General features: G+C 42.8%; 15 protein-coding genes and 3 tRNA genes. 10 read left to right on the forward strand and 8 right to left on the reverse strand.

Going from position 1 to position 17,336, the window contains the following annotated elements; all coding sequences use genetic code 11:
- Nucleotides 1-106: 106 nt before the first annotated feature.
- Both istB and istA read right to left on the reverse strand, forming a co-directional pair.
- A complete protein-coding gene (gene istB, locus MA_RS16330; protein ID WP_011023061.1) occupies nt 107-880 on the reverse strand; it encodes an IS21-like element ISMac9 family helper ATPase IstB in 774 nt (257 codons plus the stop codon).
- A complete protein-coding gene (gene istA, locus MA_RS16335; protein WP_011023062.1) occupies nt 877-2,121 on the reverse strand; it encodes an IS21-like element ISMac9 family transposase in 1,245 nt (414 codons plus the stop codon). Before istA ends, istB begins: the two co-directional genes overlap by 4 nt.
- 307 nt (nt 2,122-2,428) lie before the next feature.
- On the opposite strand from istA, the gene MA_RS16340 reads away from it, so the two are divergent.
- The gene (locus tag MA_RS16340) at nt 2,429-2,896 is read left to right on the forward strand and encodes a UPF0228 family protein (protein ID WP_226990632.1); all 468 of its coding nucleotides are present in this window, start codon (nt 2,429-2,431) and stop codon (nt 2,894-2,896) included.
- A 94-nt stretch (nt 2,897-2,990) separates the two neighbouring features.
- Here the strand turns inward: MA_RS16340 and hdrB are convergent, their stop codons facing one another.
- From hdrB to hdrA, 3 genes are read right to left on the reverse strand one after another with little or no spacing between them, the layout of a single operon-like run.
- On the reverse strand, nt 2,991-3,935 hold the full coding sequence (gene hdrB / locus MA_RS16345) for a ferredoxin:CoB-CoM heterodisulfide reductase subunit HdrB (protein ID WP_011023064.1): 945 nt from the start codon (nt 3,933-3,935) through the stop codon (nt 2,991-2,993).
- A complete protein-coding gene (gene hdrC, locus MA_RS16350) occupies nt 3,889-4,632 on the reverse strand; it encodes a ferredoxin:CoB-CoM heterodisulfide reductase subunit HdrC (RefSeq protein WP_011023065.1) in 744 nt (247 codons plus the stop codon). The genes hdrB and hdrC overlap by 47 nt, the downstream gene beginning before the upstream one ends.
- Nucleotides 4,629-7,046 carry a ferredoxin:CoB-CoM heterodisulfide reductase subunit HdrA gene (hdrA, locus tag MA_RS16355; protein ID WP_048065616.1) on the reverse strand — a complete coding sequence of 806 codons (2,418 nt, stop codon included), beginning with the start codon at nt 7,044-7,046 and terminating at the stop codon, nt 4,629-4,631. Before hdrA ends, hdrC begins: the two co-directional genes overlap by 4 nt.
- A 591-nt stretch (nt 7,047-7,637) precedes the next feature.
- Between hdrA and MA_RS16360 the strand changes: the two genes are divergently transcribed.
- From MA_RS16360 to MA_RS27325, 3 genes are all read left to right on the forward strand, one after another.
- Nucleotides 7,638-8,039, forward strand: coding sequence for a transcriptional regulator (locus tag MA_RS16360; protein ID WP_011023067.1), 402 nt, complete (start codon nt 7,638-7,640; stop codon nt 8,037-8,039).
- A gap of 722 nt (nt 8,040-8,761) precedes the next feature.
- Nucleotides 8,762-9,172, forward strand: coding sequence for a transcriptional regulator (locus MA_RS16370; RefSeq protein ID WP_011023068.1), 411 nt, complete (start codon nt 8,762-8,764; stop codon nt 9,170-9,172).
- A gap of 274 nt (nt 9,173-9,446) precedes the next feature.
- Entirely contained in the window at nt 9,447-9,617 is a 171-nt protein-coding gene (locus MA_RS27325) for a hypothetical protein (RefSeq protein ID WP_157860287.1), read from the forward strand.
- Between the two features lie 110 nt (nt 9,618-9,727).
- Here the strand turns inward: MA_RS27325 and MA_RS16375 are convergent.
- Nucleotides 9,728-9,804, reverse strand: a tRNA-Ile gene (locus MA_RS16375).
- Between the two features lie 61 nt (nt 9,805-9,865).
- A tRNA-Ile gene (locus tag MA_RS16380) sits at nt 9,866-9,942 on the reverse strand.
- A 227-nt stretch (nt 9,943-10,169) separates the two neighbouring features.
- On the opposite strand from MA_RS16380, the gene MA_RS16385 reads away from it, so the two are divergent.
- A tRNA-Ala gene (locus MA_RS16385) sits at nt 10,170-10,241 on the forward strand.
- Nucleotides 10,242-10,352: 111 nt separating this feature from the next.
- On the forward strand, nt 10,353-10,847 hold the full coding sequence (locus MA_RS16390) for a hypothetical protein (RefSeq protein ID WP_011023070.1): 495 nt from the start codon (nt 10,353-10,355) through the stop codon (nt 10,845-10,847).
- A 57-nt stretch (nt 10,848-10,904) separates the two neighbouring features.
- Here MA_RS16390 and MA_RS28875 read toward each other — a convergent pair whose 3' ends face one another.
- Nucleotides 10,905-13,775, reverse strand: a complete 2,871-nt coding sequence (locus MA_RS28875) for a PGF-pre-PGF domain-containing protein (RefSeq protein WP_226990888.1) — start codon at nt 13,773-13,775, stop codon at nt 10,905-10,907.
- 726 nt (nt 13,776-14,501) lie between these two features.
- Here MA_RS28875 and MA_RS16400 point away from each other — a divergent pair.
- The 4 genes from MA_RS16400 (at nt 14,502) to MA_RS16415 (ending at nt 17,278) form a co-directional block, all read left to right on the forward strand.
- Nucleotides 14,502-15,071, forward strand: a complete 570-nt coding sequence (locus MA_RS16400; protein ID WP_048065618.1) for an HdeD family acid-resistance protein — start codon at nt 14,502-14,504, stop codon at nt 15,069-15,071.
- A 332-nt stretch (nt 15,072-15,403) separates the two neighbouring features.
- Nucleotides 15,404-16,066, forward strand: a complete 663-nt coding sequence (locus MA_RS16405; RefSeq protein WP_048065619.1) for an SdpI family protein — start codon at nt 15,404-15,406, stop codon at nt 16,064-16,066.
- A gap of 180 nt (nt 16,067-16,246) precedes the next feature.
- Nucleotides 16,247-16,729 carry an FKBP-type peptidyl-prolyl cis-trans isomerase gene (locus MA_RS16410; protein WP_011023074.1) on the forward strand — a complete coding sequence of 161 codons (483 nt, stop codon included), beginning with the start codon at nt 16,247-16,249 and terminating at the stop codon, nt 16,727-16,729.
- Between the two features lie 3 nt (nt 16,730-16,732).
- Nucleotides 16,733-17,278, forward strand: a complete 546-nt coding sequence (locus MA_RS16415) for an FKBP-type peptidyl-prolyl cis-trans isomerase (protein WP_011023075.1) — start codon at nt 16,733-16,735, stop codon at nt 17,276-17,278.
- Nucleotides 17,279-17,336 lie beyond the last annotated feature (58 nt).

Consider the following 17,336-nt stretch of genomic DNA (forward strand, 5'->3'; position numbering starts at 1 on the left):
CCTATCCGGATGTCAACAGCGGTTTAATTTTCCCCACATTGGTCGGTTTAAATTTCCCCATCTTTTGATATAAATTTTACTCAATTTTTCATAAACTTGTTAGAAATTACTGGTAGATATTTCCTGATTTTATACCATGTTTCTTCCTTTCTTTCAGCCTGTAACTTTCTCCTCTGATGTTAATTGTAGTACAGTGATGGAGAATTCTATCAAGTACAGCAGCCGCTATTACCTGGTCTTTGAATATCTCTCCCCATTCTCCATATGATTTATTTGACGTAAAGATGGTCGAACTCTTTTCATAACGTCTGGAAATCAACTGAAATAAACAGTGAGCTCCTTCCTCATCAAATGGGAGATAACCCATTTCATCAATGATCAGAACTTTAAATTTCATAAAGCCTTTGAGTTTCTTTTCAAGCATTCCTTCTCGATTTGCTATTTTCAACTTCTCGATAAGGTTTCCTGTATTGGTAAAGTAAACCGAAATCCCTGCTTTTGCTACTTCAATCCCAAGAGCGATTGCAAGATGAGACTTTCCAACTCCGGGAGGACCAAGGAAAACGACATTCTCTAAATTATGAACAAATCTCAAGGTTGCAAGGTCTTCGATTGCTTTTTTATCAATGGATTTCTGAAATTCAAAATCGAATTCCTCAAGAGTCTTTTTCACAGGAAATGCTGCACTTTTCATTTTTCTCTCAATTGCAGCAGCTTCTCTGTACTTCTTTTCCTGTTCAAACAGATAATCAAGTACTTCCATTGTTGTCTTGCTATCTCTTGCAGCAATTTCAAGATAGTTGTCCAGAACCTCTTCAATAGTATTCAGTTTGAGGTATTGCAGGTTACTGTGAAGTCTCTCATAGCTGAAATTGTTCATTCAAAATCACCGTCACTGAATGTTTCATAGATGTCAAGAGACCTCTTTTCAACTTCAGGACCTGAGAACTTCAACGGAATCTGTAATTCTTTCTTGCATTTTGAATTCTCTTTAAGAATCTCACTCAGGAGACCCTGAAAATGTTCCTTTTTTCTGGAAACCCTACAATTACCTGAAAGAATTTCATGTTCACAAACCTTCTCATAATCAACATAGACCTCGAATATTCCTTCAAAAATCTGAAGCTCTGCAGTTCTTCCTGCAAACCTGTAAGGAACAGAATACTTATTTCCAAGGAACGAAATATAACAGTCTCTGGAGACCTTTCTGGTCTCCTTATGGACAACTTTGTAAGGAGGAACCTGATCCAGAGGGATCAGTTTCTCCTCCTTAAAACGTTCAAGGGGGATTTGATAGGTTGTTCCGTGGACAGTTGAATTTACCCTTTCCAACCACCTGTGAACTTGGCCGTTCAGGTCTTCGAGAGAGGTAAATCGTCTTCCAAGGAAGAAATCCCTCTTGACATAGCCTACCGTTTTTTCAATTTTACCTTTTGTCTGAGGCCTGTAAGGCCTGCATAACCGTGGAATAAAACCAAAGCATTTGAAGAAATCCTCAAACTGTGAGTTCCATTCAGAATCTGATGATTTTAAGGCTCTTTTGATAACAACCTGTTTCATGTTATCATAGAGAATCTCCTGTGTAAATCCTCCAAAGTACTCAAAGGCGTTCAGATGACACTGGATAAGAGTGGAAGTGTCTATGCCCAGTGTAAATTCAACATATTTCATCCTGGAATATCCAAGAATCATGTTGAAGCAAAAGAGTTTCTTTATCTTTCCATCAACCTCAACTGTTCCCATCTCTGCCCAGTCAACCTGAGCCTGTACACCTGGTTTTGTTTCATAGCGGAGTACAGCAGGGACTCCCTGCTGAGGTCGGACTTTTCTTACAAAGTCCTTGACGATGGTCATTCCTCCATCAAAACCCATTTCTTTGATTTCCCGATAGAGCCGAGCAGCAGTGTAGGAGCCTTCTTCAAGCTTTTTAAGTATATAAGGTTTATATGGATCAAGCTTGCTCTTTCTTCCGGGACGTTTCTGGGGTTCAGGTAAGGTTTTCAGCAGGAGATATTTCCTCACAGTTTTCCTGTCAAAACCGGTTTGTCTGGCGATTTCACTAATGCTCAAGTTTTGTGAACTTAAATCTCGAATCAAGAATAAATCCTCCTTTTTCAGCATGATTCACAATCCTCGAACTTTTCTCAAGGATTGAGAATTGGGGAATTTTAATCCGCCGAAAATGGGGAATTCTTAACCGCCGTTGACACCGGATTGATACACAAGCAGTTGTAAGCCACTAGTTCTGAAATTAACCATATATAAAAGGGATTAAAACCTCACATCTTTTTTAGGTGTTGGTATGAAAATCAGCAAGGAAATAACTATTTTTATTGTATTTCTAACTCTCGTAGTGCTTTTGGGATTGTTTACAAACCCACTAAGTGATATTAGAACGCCAGCTAACAATGAGCTAAAGGTGGGTGGTATGAACATCCGATTCGAAGACGGAGCTTCCGAATCGGAAGTTAAAGCTGTTCTTGAAAACCATAACATGACTACGAACTATAGCATAGATTGCAACACGGGTTCTGTGGGAAACAAATACTACATTATGGTAGACAAAGATAATCTGGATATAAGACGCGAATTGAGAAAAGGGATGGAGAAAGAGAATAAAGATTGGATTATATCTTCTTCTGCTACTGGCATCAGAAAAGGAGATTCTTACGTAATCGCGGTATCCGAACAGGCTGTCAATGATGAAAAGTTTCTTTCGATACTGAATAAATATGACACTAAGGTGAAAAAGTTCGTCTGGTGCTATATTAGCTTTGAAAAGCCGGATGGATCCAGGTATTGGATTCCAGAGGAAGATGCAGTCAAAATGAAAAATGAGCTCGAAAATAATGAAAGTATTTTTACCGTATCTATTGACTACATTAATGATCAGTAATTTAGATACACATTTTTAAAAACGTTTCAAGCCGTGACCCTCTTCACTCCCGATGTAATAAAAAAGGTAGCCAGTTCTACTTTGAAACTGGACATTATATTATTCCGGTCTTTTCAAGAAATCCTTCCAGAGGCACGGAGTGAGTCTGGAAACCGCATACTTTGTAGGGGTCTGCTCCCATTGAGAGGGCTACGAACTGGGCAATGTTCATGTGCACCATGTCGTACTCAACCCCGAACTCTTTTTCGATAACGGGCTGGTAGCGGTCGTACTGGATATGGCAGTTCGGGCACATATGGATCATTAGCTCCACACCGGCTCTCTGGAGGCTGTCAAGTTTTGTTTTGGTAACCTGGAGAGAGGTGCTTTTATTGAGGTGGAGCTGGGAAAAGCCCATTCCGCAGGTGAGGGTTCGATCTTCGTACCAGCGCACAGGGGATGCCCCGCAGGCTTCGGCTATCGTGTCTATAAGCTGGGGGTTTTCGGGGTTTCCGATTACGTCAAGGTATTTGACTTTATAATAGTGGCAGGCGTGATGAGAGGCTGCTTTAACGCCGGGGAAATCGAACTTTATCTCTTCCCGGATCTTTTCGACTTTGCTCAGGAGGACCTCGACTGCGTGATAGATATTGGTTCTGGGGTTCATGGAGTCCTTTTCATAGACAAGGTCATCAAAGCCTTTTTCCCGGAAGATGGAGTTGACTTTTTCCCGGACCCCATCGTTGGTGTTAAGGAGTTCGCATGCGTCCTTGTTTATGGCATAACAGGTTGAACAGAGGCAGGTAATGTTCGGGTACCCGCACTTTCTGGCGACGGCAAAGTTCCGGGCTGCAATGGCGGCTGTTGTGAGCCCTTCAAAGACATCGGTATAGTGGCCTATTCCTGTACAGCAGGACTGCTCGTCGTTTATGCAGTAATCTACCCCAAGCCGGTCAAACACGTAACTGGTGGCTGTTTCGATTCCGGGGTATTCCTGCCCGACCATGCAGCTCTTAAACAGTAAGAGCTTCCTGTCCGGTATACTCTCTATCGCTTTCAAAGCCTAAGTCTCCGCTGTTTTTCTTCTTTTCAGTGCAGGATGTCCCTGTGCGGTCCGTCTTCAGAAAACCCCGGATTCCCTTTTCCTGGACCCTTGCTTTGATCCACTTTTCCCTTTCGAAATAGCCCGTGCTCTCAAGAATAGCCTGAACCTCTCCATGGGTGTTCCTGACATCCCTGGCACTGAGCCCAAGTTCGGAACGTATTGGTTCCAGCTTCCTTTTAATTCCAATCCAGCGTTCTCCAAGGTCTTTTTCCATGTTTTTGATGCCAGCGCCCGGAACCTTGCTGGCTCCGTTTTCTCCGAGGTGCTCTCCGATCTCAAGGAAATAGGCAAGCTTTTCAACCCTGATTCCTTCGTTGATAGCCATCTGCCGGAGAACCTGCACGATTGTTACGGGGCTGTTGTTCCTGGGACAGCGCAAATTGCAGGAATAGCAGTAGAAGCAGGACCAGATCATTTCGGATTCAAGCACACTGCGATCATTTTCGAGCACTTTTTTTACGATCTGTCGGGGGCTGTAGTCCGTAAACCGGGCTGCAGGACAGGAAGCAGTGCAGGCTCCGCACTGGATACAGCGGTCCAGTCCGAGGGACTCAGGGGTTCGGATACTTTTCTTTGCGGTCTCTGCAAGAGTTTTACACTCCGGGGTATCGTATTCGTTTACATATGGCATCATCTTTACATATGGTATCATCTTATCATCTCTCCTTCCCGGGCAAGGCTGGTGAAAGTTCCTGCAAGCCCTTTTGTGTTCGGAACATATGCTTTTTTGAAATAGATCCGGTTTCCTGAATCTCCAAGTTCCTCTTTGAGTTCCTCAAAGTGGCTGACAGTAAGAGGATATATCACCTCAGCCCTCGGGTTGTCTGGTGGGTCCTCTACAAAAAGGACAGAAGACGCCCCGTGCCTGAAGGCGTGCAGCACCAGGTCTCTGTCCACTACAAGGCCGGTCGGGACCTTTATCAATTTGACATTCGAAGGGTAAGTAAGCACACTGTTACCGATATTGTCACAGGTAAGGGAAGCAATCCCGCTGTTTACAAAGCCGAGCACATCCCCTTCTTCGAGCACACCCTCCATCTCGGCTTTCAGCTGGAGTTTCGTAAAGCCTGCGATCTGGACGGCTCCTTCTCCGCAGAGCTTGGTACAGTATCCGCAGCCTGTGCAGATAAGCGGGTCAAGCACTACCCTTCCGCTCTCATTTACGGAGAGGGCATCGAAGGGGCATTTAAGGCATTCTCCGCAGCGCGTGCAGAGCAACTGGTTAATGGTCGCAATTTCATTATCCAGCACCTTCGGGCTGTCCGTAATGAAAGCCCTTGCCCTTACGGCTGCAAGTCCTGCCTGGGCAATGGTATCGGTAACGTCCTTGGGGCTCTGGGCAGTGCCGCAGACAAAGATTCCGTCAAGGGAACTGTCCACGGGTTTCAGCTTGGAGTGCCTTTCCTTGATAAAGCCGCTTTCATCCTGGCTCAGGTTCAGCACACTGGCAATTTTCCTGGTCCCGGGAGAAGGCACCATTGCTGCGGAAAGCACAACAAGGTCGGCAGGAAGTTCCCTCATTTTCTGGTCAAGGGTATCCTCGACTCTTACAACAAGGCTCTTATCCGGCTTTTCAATAACTTCGGCAGGCCTTCCCCGCACAAAGTTGACTCCGGTCTCCTGAACTGCGCGGTAATAATTTTCATAGAAACCAAAAGCCCTGACATCAATGTAGCAAATCGTGATTTCCGTTTCCGGATGTTTTTTCTTAATCAGGCTTGCATGTTTCAGAGCTGCCATGCAGCAGTATCTGGAACAGTAGCGGTTTCCCCCTTCTTTTTCATCCCTTGATCCCACACACTGGATCATGACTATTCTTTTTGGCGTGTCGGTACCTTGGGATTCATCAGATGAATCTTCGCACCTTGAATCACAGGTTGCAGGGGTAGGATCGCTGGAAGCTTTGCTGAAATCTGAGACTCTCAGGAGTTCTCCTTTTGTAGGGCCATTGATGCCAAGAACTCTGGCAAGTTCCATCTGGGTCAGCACGTTTTCGAAAATCCCGTATCCGTACTGGGGTTTCTGGGAGACGTCATACTCCTCAAACCCGGTGGCAACAACAACTGCCCCCACGTTAAGTTCAACGATCTCTTCCTTCTGGGAAAAGTCAATTGCTTCGTTTTTACAGGCATCCGCACATTTTCCGCAGGCTTCACCATTCAGCTGAAGGCAATAATCGGGATCAATACAGTAGATCTTGGGGACTGACTGGGAGAAGCGAAGAGAAATTGCCTTTTTGTCCATATGTCCGCAGTTGAACTCGTCTTCAACCTGGACTGGACAGACCCGGCTGCACCTCCCGCATGCCGTACAGCTGTCTTTGACGTATCTTGGCTTTTTCCTTAGCCTGATCGTAAAGTTTCCTGCGCTCCCGCTCAGGCTTTCAACTTCGGTCCGGGTCAAAAGTGTAATTTTCGGGTGGGCTGCAACCTCATTCATCAGAGGACTGAGAGAGCACATTGCACATTCTTCAGCAAGCTTGTCCGGGGAAAATATCTTCCCGATTTTTGCCATCTGCCCGCCTATGCTTGAGTTATTCTCAACAAGAACAGTGGAAACTCCGTTATCTGCAAGGTTCAGTGCAGCCGTAATTCCTGCTATTCCCCCACCGATAACAAGGGCCTGCTGAGCGATATCGACTTTGATTTCATCCAGGGGCTCTACATTTTCCAGGCGTTTGAGTTTGGCCCTCAGGAGGGAAAGAGCTTTTTCTGTAGCTCCGGTCCGGTCAGGGTGCACCCAGGCACATTGTTCCCTGAGATTTGCAATTTCAAGCCCTGCCCTGTTCAAACCGGTTTCCTGTATGCACTTTTTAAAGAGAGTACCGTGTTTGGATGGAGTGCATGAACCTATTACCACCCTGTCCAGGCTCCCCTCCACAATCTTCTTTTTAATAAGAGCCTGTCCCTGACTTGAGCACATGTACTCATAATCAAAAACCGAAATCCCTTCTGCCTTAAGGGTTTTTTTCACGGCATCAATATCAACATGTTCGGAAATATTCCCGCTGCAGTGGCAGATAAATACGGCAGCTTTGTTCAGCCCGTCAGTCATCCCATCAGTCATTATACTAAATCTTTCAGGGATTCGTATTTAAGACTTGCCGGAAAGTCCCTGGAAATTTTCCCAAAAAGGATAGTTTTTGAAAAGTAATTACCTGAATGGGATAAAAACATCAGAGTAAAAGAGATTTCAACGTTCTTCTGCCTGAGTTAAGTTGCATCTTCACGTTGAGAATATTTGAGAATATTATACAAACTAAGTTTTAATCCTATATATACCTGAATGAAGAACTACAAAAAATCATATTTTACAGCTCATCTCTTCGCCTGCTGTTCCGGAAATTCCGTAAATAAATTTATTGCCTATTTTTGTTAGAAAGTTTTTATATGCATATAATTATATATAGGGAGAGAGTATTATTATTAAAATCGACTGAAGCGGCAGATTGATCAGACACTTCCTCAGATTTTAAATTTAAACAAATAGAAATATATTATACGAAAGAAGTGGAAAAGTAAAAAAGACATTTGAATGCTTGATAAAATTCATTGAAATTGTTTTATTTGAAAATAATATATTTCCATGATCTGATGATACTGGATAAAACATGATACCTGTGCCGAATGTGAGGCACTCTACCGGTATAAACGGCAGATGATAGTTGTGGCAGATAATGGGCTAATATCAGAAGAAAATGATTTTAAAATGGGAGAGGTTGAATACGAAATGGTTGAGCTTTTGAGGAGGCTTAATATAAACAGACCCGTAGCCTTAACTCTTGCGTGCCTCTCAAAAGGAGACGAGATCTCTTCCCAGCGTATAGAAATGGTATCAGGGCTGAGACAACCGGAAGTCAGCATTGCAATGCGCTACCTGCGTGAGAATGAATGGGTAGATATGAGGGAAGAAAAGAAAAACCACGGTAAAGGCAGACCGGTCAAGCTCTACAAACTGACGGTCCAGATGGAAACAATTATTGACACAATAGAAGAAAACGTCATCGCTGAGAGCAAGACCATACTTCAGAACATAGAACGTCTCAAGAGCCTTTCCTGAAGGATCGGAAAAAGTTGAGCTTAAACATTTTTCCCCTTACAGGCTCACATCCAGGGTTCAGTCTCAAATTAAAAACCTGAGAATGTGATCAGGGAATAACTCTCCACAACCTGAACAGTATAATCAAAGGTTTACCATCCTCTCTTTTTGCTTTTTTGTTCAGATCCTGCGTGGAGATTCCTAAAATCATTTCATCAATGACCCAACATCTCTGGCACCCAATTTTTTATAAATAGGGAACCGTTCTTTCTACAAATAATTGCATTCTGCAGCCCACATTTTATAATTTTTCAATTATGTATCCAAAGATAAAAACTCAGGATTCTTATTTTATTTTTATTTAAATGCAGTAAATACTACTTTTTAAGACAACAAAAAAAGAATATAGATTTTAAATAGTTATTAAGGTTTTTTAATACTCTTTTAAGTCCAAAAAGACTTTTTGTTGAAGTAAAATAACACGACTTCTGGAAAATATCCCAGCATAAGATGAAATTAATTTATGAAGAAAGCAGTCAGGGCACTTTTGAGATTTTATATATAAGAAGAGCCGGAAAAGTAAACCAAGCTCAGAAAAGAGAAATGAAAGCATTAGCCTCGTTAAGAAGAACGTTAACCATGCCCACAGTTGAAATTTTAATTATATATAAACATATATTAAAACTAAAAGATAAGTAAATATTTATATTAATTCACTCTATAATGGTTCTTCGGGTGATTAAATGGTAGATGAAAGTGGTTTAGCTTTAGAAACTACTGACATAACGACCGAGATCCCCATCATGGGATCAAACGAATATGAAATGATTGAATTGTTTAGAAAGATCAACGTCAGCAGGCCAATTGCTCTTACCCTTGCCTGCCTTGCAAAAGGGAGAGAAATCTCTTCCCAGAGCATCGAGATGGTATCTGGCCTGAGACAGCCGGAAGTCAGTGTTGCGATGCGGTACCTCCGCGAAAACAACTGGGTTGACATCCGGGAAGAAAAGAAATCAAAAGGTAAAGGCAGACCGATCAAGCTGTACAGGCTTACAGTCCCCATGGACTGCATAGTCAGCAAGATCGAAGAAGAAATCATAGCCGAAAGCAAACTTGTGCTGAGGAACATCGAACGCCTGAAGCACATTGCCTGAAATTTGTGATAGGGGATAGAATGGCACTGAAGTCCGGTGCAGACGCCAATTGTATAGACTTCTATTATCAAAAAGCCGTTCTGTCTTAAAGGGGATTAAAACCCCACCCTCACTTTTTTTATTCACCCGAATTTCGCTTCGGGAGCACGAGGTCCTTTTCGCTCCACTTCGTTTCGCTCAAGAGGACTACTTTGTCGGTTTTAGCAGTTAACTTCGCTCAAGCAGACTACTAGATGGATTTTTACAGTTAGTTTCGCTCAAGTTGAACTAAATTATGAATTCTCTGACCTGTACAACCTTATTAGCCATGCCGGGTCGTTCTTATCCCGCTCGACGCAGGAGAGCGGTCTTTCCCACGGAAAAGAAGAGAAGACAGAAAAAAGAAGGAGAAGACGAAAAAGACCCGGAAGAAACCCAGAGAGTAAAAGCGATAAAGAAGCCATAAAAACTCAATAAGAAACAGACAAGTAACAAACATCCCGGATAAGTCTACGAGAAAATGTAATTATACAAACAAAAAAGGACAGCTTTAACAAAAAAAGTTAAGAGAAAGTATGGTGGGCCCGCTGCGATTCGAACGCAGGACCTCACGGTTATCAGCCGTGCGCTCCACCAGGCTAAGCTACGGGCCCGAAATGAAAGTAAATTAGTTCTGAAAAACCTGAAATTCTCCGAAAAGAGATTTTTTATTTATGGTGGGCCCGCTGCGATTCGAACGCAGGACCTCACGGTTATCAGCCGTGCGCTCCACCAGGCTAAGCTACGGGCCCGAATGTCAGGTTTATTTAGAATTACCGGAGTTGAAAGGCTTTTTTCGGGAAAGCATCCCAATCCGACAACACTTCTAATACTCGATTTACTACTTATAACTTTTGCTCGGATATTCAGGATATTTCATACTCTAAATTTTATTTACAGGAAGCTGAGCCTATGTGGCGACAGTTTTATATACGATACTGAGTGTATGAGGGAGTGCTGGCGAAGCAAGATGTAACATGGGCCGGTAGATCAGGGGAAGATCGCTACCTTGGCATGGTAGAGGCCTCGGGTTCAATTCCCGACCGGTCCATTCTTTTTTTTATTTCAATGAAAGGAGTAATCTAAACAGAAACTTTTATAATTTTTAATCCTGTACCCTCTATAAAGATATTAGAGGTTTGTTTCTGGAAATGAGGATTTTATGACTAATGAGGAAGGGTTTCTGTATATAATTCTATTTATCAGTTTTTTTATAATTCTGGCGGGTTATACAACCCTTACGATTACATATACTATCCTGCGCCAAGTCAAGAATAAGCTATCCTATGGAGCTATTATCCTTGCGGGGATAGTACTCAATTTTGCCCTATTAAAGAACACGAACGATGTATCCTGGCTGATAATAGAAACCCTGTTTTTTGCAGTACCAATGGTTGTTCTTGCTCCACCGGCTCTGATTCCTGATCGCCTTAAAGCCATTCCGAGTTTTCCCCGGATTCTGATCTGTTATACAATTATAGCAGTTCTGGACATTATTTTGCCCTTTATCCTTATCATAACCGAAATTTCAATGATTCCGTTCATATACTGGAATACCCCTCTTTCAAACGGCCTCGTTTATATCTGCCTGATAATAGGCTACTTCGGAATAGCAACAATCATCTATCAATTAATTGGCAAATATTATCGCGTATAAGCTCTCACAAAAAATTATATAAAATGAAACGCTTTGAGGCGTTCCATTTTCACGTCCTTATTTTGGGAGCTTTAGATAAATGATCACACATATCAGGCCTAAAACGAGTATACCGATTATCCCATAGACCGGAGGGATATCAGAGAATGTTGTACTCCCTTCCTGCTCGTCCTCCGTTTCCGGACCCTTACTTTCATTCCCGTCATCCTGCAGGGCCCGGGTTTCCAGAGAAGTCCCGTTTTCAATTACATTTTCAGAAACAGCTTCTGAAGTCCCTGTTATTACAAAGGAAGAGAAGCCCAGGACGTCGGATGCGAAATATAAATACGTATCATCTTCATCTGAGATTTTGGCGGGCAGTTGCTCCCACTTTTTGTCATTGTACCTGTTGAGGGTAATTGAAGCCTGATCCACGCTTTTATCTTCCATCCAGGCCTTTTCAACCTTGAAACAGATGACAGGGTTTTCGATATTCTTTGAGGTTGCGTATCCGGAATTTCCTACCCAGACATTAAAGGATTTGTAGACCTCTCCGGCAGGAAGTGCGGAAACAAGTGAGGATTTACCCTTTAATTCCTCAACAATGGTTGTGGTCTTGCCTGCATTCTTCTTTGCATCGAAACTCACATACACGACACAGGTTGCATTATTCTTAAAATCAAATTTTATAGCCTTTCCATTTGTGATGAAGACCTGGGCAAGCTCCTTTACTTTAACATTCTTTGCAGGTTCAGGAGAGCCCCCGCCTCCTCCGCCCCCTCCGCTGCTTCCACTACTACTTTTTTTCACAACATCTATAGTTGCAGTTTCGGTATCCGTGCCGTTTGCATTGCTAACGGTCAGTTTGGCTTCATAAGTCCCTCTGGAATTGTAAATATAAGCAAAGCTTGTTTCATTAGAGTCCTCGACTCCGTCACCATTAACATCCCAGCTTCTCGAAGTTGCATTCTGTGAAGTGTCGGTGAAGAGGACCGTAAGGGGGTAATAGCCGCTGGTTTTATTCAATGTGAAGTTTGCTACGGGAAGAATAGGAATTTCTTCATCCAGCACGGTAATCACAGCGGTTTCGGTATCCGTGCCGTTTGCATTGCTAACCGTCAGGTTAACGGTATAAGCTCCCGGAACTTCATACACATATATCGGATTTTGGACAGTAGAGTCAGGCTGTCCGTTGTTGTCAAAGTCCCAGCTCCATGAATCTGCATTCTCCGAAAGGTCGGTAAAGAGAACCGTAAGGGGGTAGTAACCGCTGGTTTTATTCAATGTGAAGTTTGCTACGGGAAGAACAGGAAGTTCTTCTTCCAGCACGGTAATCACAGCAGTTTCGGTATCCGTGCCGTTTGCATTGCTAACGGTCAGTTTGGCTTCGTAAGTCCCTCTGGAATTGTAAATATAAGCAAAGCTTGTTTCATCAGAGTCCTCGACTCCGTCACCATTAACATCCCAGATTCTCGAGGTTGCATTCTCCGAAAGGTCGGTAAAGAGAACAGCAAGCGGGTAGTAACCACTGGTTTTATTCAATGTGAAGTTTGCTACGGGAAGAATAGGAATTTCTTCTTCCAGCACGGTAATCACAGCAGTTTCGGTATCCGTGCCATTTGCATTGCTAACCGTCAGTTTGGCTTCGTAAGTCCCTTTGGAATTGTAAATATAAGCAAAGCTTGTTTCATTAGAGTCCTCGACTCCGTCACCATTAACATCCCAGCTTCTCGAAGTTGCATTCTGTGAAGTGTCGGTGAAGAGGACCGTAAGGGGGTAGTAACCGCTGGTTTTATTCAATGTGAAGTTTGCTACGGGAAGAACAGGAAGTTCTTCTTCCAGCACGGTAATCACAGCAGTTTCGGTATCCGTGCCGTTTGCATTGCTAACCGTCAGGTTAACGGTATAAGCTCCCGGAACTTCATACACATATATCGGATTTTGGACAGTAGAGTCAGGCTGTCCGTTGTTGTCAAAGTCCCAGTTCCATGAATCTGCATTCTCCGAAAGGTCGGTAAAGAGAACCGAAAGAGGGGCATGTCCACGAGTTGTATTTGCCTGGAAATTTGCGACCGGAAGAACCGGTTCGGGTTCCGTCCGGGGAGTTACCAGAGGCAGGTAGTCAATTACACCTTCATCGACCTGGTATTCCTCTTCTGCAATCCCGTCGCCGTTTGTGTCCAGGTGGATTTGAGAGAAACCGTCTCCTGAGGGAGAGCCCCAGAAATTCCCCCCGATGTATGGGCCGTCTATAATGTTCGTACCTGTGGTCTTTGTAGTATTTAACCGGGCATCTCCGTCGTCCTCCAGCTCCAGGTTGATATCACTACTAAAATAATTATTATATATTGTAGCAGAGTCATCGATTAAGCGTACACCTACATCGCAGTCCTGGAAAGTGTTATCTTTGACAACATGGAGGCCTCCACCGTACGTAAGTTCTATCCCTGTGTGGCAGTTCTGAAACGTGTTTCCGGTAATTTTGTTATAAATACTGTCATATGTAAATACACCAGTCGGGCTGTCTGTAAAAAGATTATCAATTATTGTTTGATTCCCATAAGCGTAGTTATTGCCTATACTTACGCCACATTCATCGAATTTATTGTTCCTGATTATACAGGACATGCCAGCCTGCTCAAAACGGACTCCCCCTGTGATCGTGAGTCCGGAGATTTGCGACTGCCGATTAACTTCGATTTTGCCTACAGTAGGATACCCGGATGAACCATTAAGGGTTACAGAGACATCAACAGCAAGATCTTCATTATAATTTCCAGGCCTCACGATTATGGTGTCTCCGTCAACCGCATTATCTAACGCAGCCTGAACTGTCGCGTAATTTCCGGACCCGTCACTATCAACGTAAATTATTGCAGCTGCTGCACTTCCGGAAAAAACCTGAAGTGAAAGGATCAGTATAAATAAACTAGATAATTCTCTTTTCATTTTCCACACAAGAAAAACCCCTACACACTACTTTAAGATTTCAAGATCAATAGTTACCGCAAATCCCCATTTTAAACTTCATAAGACGCATTCTATGGCTGCGATACTCGATTAAAAAGCGAAAAGTATCTTGAGCCGGACTTTATTATTTTTAAGAATGATTTATTTTACGAAGCTGACAATTCGATATAAAATTAACTAAATTGTTCCTCATTATATTAATAATTTGTAATTTTTTATGTATCCAATCGGGAATAAGTTGAAATTTTCTTATAATTCACATAATTTTGTTCAGAAAAGTTTCGAATTGGTTGAGCCCCACTTTTCAGTATACTGAGAAACTGAAGATAGAAGTTCTCAGGGACATTCAAAAAGATCCAGCAAGCCATAAGCAGAATTCGTTGTAGGCCTGAATATGGCAAGAAACATTAGAAAATAAAGAAATAATCAAGAATTTATATAATATTTGATATATAATTCATAGTAAAGATTGCTCTTCTTACCTGAGTGGGGTGTGCGGAAGAGTCAGGAAACTTCGGCCTTAAGTTTAGACAAAAATTCGGACTTAAGCCATGCAAAAATTCGTGCTTCAGCTATACAAAAATTCGGAATTAAGCTGAACAGGACTCCATACTTAAGCTGGACATATCTTCGATACCTGTGATTTTTTATCGGGTAGCCGATAGCATCAGATTTGAGATTCAAAACAACTCTGGAGGTAAATATATGGAACAGGCAGCTACAGAATACCGTGCCGTGGAGTATGAGGTACTGCAGGTCCCCTGGTGGCTGGTTGTACTTGAAGGGATTATTTCCGTCATCATTGGCTTATTTCTTTTATTTTCACCTGTAGCAACAACCATAACACTGGTTCAGATACTTGGAATCTTCTGGTTTCTGGGAGGAGTTATTTCAATCATTTCACTGCTGGTAGACAGAGAGGACATGGGCTGGAAACTGCTTTCCGGTGTCATAGGTATACTTATCGGAATTGTGGTATTTGTATACCCATACAGCCCCTTTGTAATTCTGTCACTTTTCGTAATCATACTGGGGATCCTGAGTATTGTATATGGGGCAATCAGACTTTTTTGGGCCCTCAAAGGAGGAGGAATAGGAGTGGCAATTCTCGGAATCCTGACAATTATCCTCGGGATACTCCTGCTGGTCAACCCCCTGGCAGGTGCTGCTATCCTGCCCTGGATATATGGGATTTTCCTTGTTATAGGCGGGATTGCAGCACTGATTGGCGGGTTAAAAATGAAATCCGGGAAAAATAATCCATACGCAGGATAAGGATTCCAGAAACAGAAAAACTGAAACCTGAGAAATATTCTCGCCATAGAGATACAGTGAAAGGGCAAAGAAAGATGAAAAACAAGATTTAAGACGAGAGGTAAAGCAGGATAAAGGAGAGATTTAAGACGAGAGGTAAGGCAGGATAAAGGAGAGATTTAAGACGAGAAATACGGCAAGATGCAAGTCAAGATGTAACGTAAGATGCAGGGGAGGATGCAAGGAAAGATTCAGTTCAAGATGCAGTGTTGGACACGTAGTCGGTCCATAAGAATTGGCAGACCTTCAAATATCCCACATTAATAAATATCTTGAAAATAAAGAGAATTTACATGCGCAAAGCCATATTCGTAACAACAGGACTGGTCCTTCTTTCCTTCATCCTTTCAATATATTTTTACCCACAGGTCCCGGAGCAGATGGCAACCCACTGGAACTCTCAGGGAGAAGTGAACGGTTATATGTCGAAACTCTGGGGACTCTTTTTCATTCCTTTACTGATAACAGGGCTTGTAATTATGTTTCTGGTACTTCCGAGAATCGACCCCAGGAAAGAGAATATTGTAAAATTTAGGAAGTATTACGACTGGTTTATAGTGATACTGGTTTTGTTTATGATTGCTGTCCATCTCCAAGTACTGCTCTGGAACACAGGAATTCGGATCAGCCCCAATGCCGTGCTCCCTCTTGGGATAGGGCTCCTGTTTTATTATATGGGGATTCTTACGGAAAACGCGGAGAGGAACTGGTTTATCGGCATCAGGACACCCTGGACTCTCAGCAGCGAAAGAGTCTGGAAAGGGACTAACCGGCTTGGGGGGAAACTCTTCAGGATAGCAGGGATAACCGCAGCTTTAGGGACCCTTTTCCCGGAATTTGCAATCTATTTCATCTTCGTCCCCATAATTTCGGTAGCCGGGTTTACTGTTGTTTATTCATATTTTGAATACCAAAAGGAACTTAAAGAAAATGAAAGGGAGCAAATTAGTGAGTGAAGAAAGGGAAAAAGCTGAAAAAGAGAGCTTGGAGAAATTGAAATTCGGAATCAAAACTTAAAAGATAAGGTTTAAAGATTCCTTTGTTTTCCATTGCCCGAAATCAAGTTAACCGGTTTCTGACGCTCTTTTTATCAGTATGTTTATCTAACATGCTCACATTTTGTCATATTGATCGTTATGACTGAAGAGACAATTAAAAACCCAGACAAAACAATCGAAAACGGAGATACTATTTCCGTTGATTATGTTGGAAAACTGGAAGACGGCACTGTTTTCGACACATCGGAAAAAGAAGCAGCGAGCGAGGCAGGGATATACAACGAAATGAGGGACTACAAACCTCTGACGTTCACTGTGGGAGCGGGGCAGATGATAAAAGGCTTTGACGAGGGCGTAGTCGGAATGAAAGTAGGAGAGGAAAAAACTCTTGAAATCCCTCCAGAGGAAGCATACGGAGAATACATGGAAGAGTACGTAAGGGAACTCCCACGAAACGCAGTCAATTTTACTCCCGAAACCGGGATGCAACTTGCTACGGAAAACGGGCTTCGGGGAAAGGTCACTGAAGTAGGCGAGGAAAACTTCGTAGTGGACTTCAACCATGAGCTTGCTGGAAAGACCCTGATATTCAAAATAAAAGTCATATCATTGGAGGCATAAGAAATGAGGGCCGGGAGGGGGGAAACTTTAATAATATGCATTTTGCTCTTTGGAAGCATCCTTTTCGGAAGCGGATGCGCAGACAGTGGAGAAGGAAAGGTTGCAAAAACCGGAAACATCGTTAAAGTAGACTACACTGGAAAGTTTGAAAACGGTACTGTTTTCGATACTTCTGTAGAAGAAACCGCAAAAGAGGCGGGCATATACACAGAACAGAAAAACTATGTCCCCTTAACCTTTACAGTAGGTGCGGGCCAGGTGATCGAAGGTTTTGATAATGCGGTAATCGGGATGGAAGTAGGAGAAGAAAAAACCGTAACTATCCCCCCTGAAGAAGCTTACGGGGAGTACAACGAAACTCTGATCCTGGCAGTCCCTCTTGATGGACTGGGACTTTCGGAACCGCCTGAAATAGGGCAGACATTCTCCAGCCCGTATGGCAAGTTCAAAGTAATTGATGTAAATGAGACACATGCTACTCTGGATTTCAACCACGAACTTGCAGGCAAGACTCTTGTTTTCGATATAAAGCTTATCTCAATACAGTAAAGTATGAGTAAGTTAAACCGGCTTAAAATCCGGCTTATATTTCATTAAAAAGAATCAG

Source organism: Methanosarcina acetivorans C2A (genome assembly GCF_000007345.1).
Taxonomy (GTDB): Archaea; Halobacteriota; Methanosarcinia; order Methanosarcinales; family Methanosarcinaceae; genus Methanosarcina; species Methanosarcina acetivorans.

What these genes read in the sequence shown, in the direction of transcription:
- istB (WP_011023061.1), bottom strand. Translation starts at nt 880, where the DNA reads ATGAACAATTTCAGCTATGAGAGACTTCACAGTAACCTGCAATACCTC.
- istA (WP_011023062.1), bottom strand. Translation starts at nt 2,121, where the DNA reads ATGCTGAAAAAGGAGGATTTATTCTTGATTCGAGATTTAAGTTCACAA.
- MA_RS16340 (WP_226990632.1), top strand. Translation starts at nt 2,429, where the DNA reads ATGAACATCCGATTCGAAGACGGAGCTTCCGAATCGGAAGTTAAAGCT.
- hdrC (WP_011023065.1), bottom strand. Translation starts at nt 4,632, where the DNA reads ATGATACCATATGTAAAGATGATGCCATATGTAAACGAATACGATACC.
- hdrA (WP_048065616.1), bottom strand. Translation starts at nt 7,046, where the DNA reads ATGACTGATGGGATGACTGACGGGCTGAACAAAGCTGCCGTATTTATC.
- MA_RS16360 (WP_011023067.1), top strand. Translation starts at nt 7,638, where the DNA reads ATGATAGTTGTGGCAGATAATGGGCTAATATCAGAAGAAAATGATTTT.
- MA_RS16370 (WP_011023068.1), top strand. Translation starts at nt 8,762, where the DNA reads ATGGTAGATGAAAGTGGTTTAGCTTTAGAAACTACTGACATAACGACC.
- MA_RS27325 (WP_157860287.1), top strand. Translation starts at nt 9,447, where the DNA reads ATGAATTCTCTGACCTGTACAACCTTATTAGCCATGCCGGGTCGTTCT.
- MA_RS16390 (WP_011023070.1), top strand. Translation starts at nt 10,353, where the DNA reads ATGACTAATGAGGAAGGGTTTCTGTATATAATTCTATTTATCAGTTTT.
- MA_RS28875 (WP_226990888.1), bottom strand. Translation starts at nt 13,775, where the DNA reads ATGAAAAGAGAATTATCTAGTTTATTTATACTGATCCTTTCACTTCAG.
- MA_RS16400 (WP_048065618.1), top strand. Translation starts at nt 14,502, where the DNA reads ATGGAACAGGCAGCTACAGAATACCGTGCCGTGGAGTATGAGGTACTG.
- MA_RS16405 (WP_048065619.1), top strand. Translation starts at nt 15,404, where the DNA reads ATGCGCAAAGCCATATTCGTAACAACAGGACTGGTCCTTCTTTCCTTC.
- MA_RS16410 (WP_011023074.1), top strand. Translation starts at nt 16,247, where the DNA reads ATGACTGAAGAGACAATTAAAAACCCAGACAAAACAATCGAAAACGGA.
- MA_RS16415 (WP_011023075.1), top strand. Translation starts at nt 16,733, where the DNA reads ATGAGGGCCGGGAGGGGGGAAACTTTAATAATATGCATTTTGCTCTTT.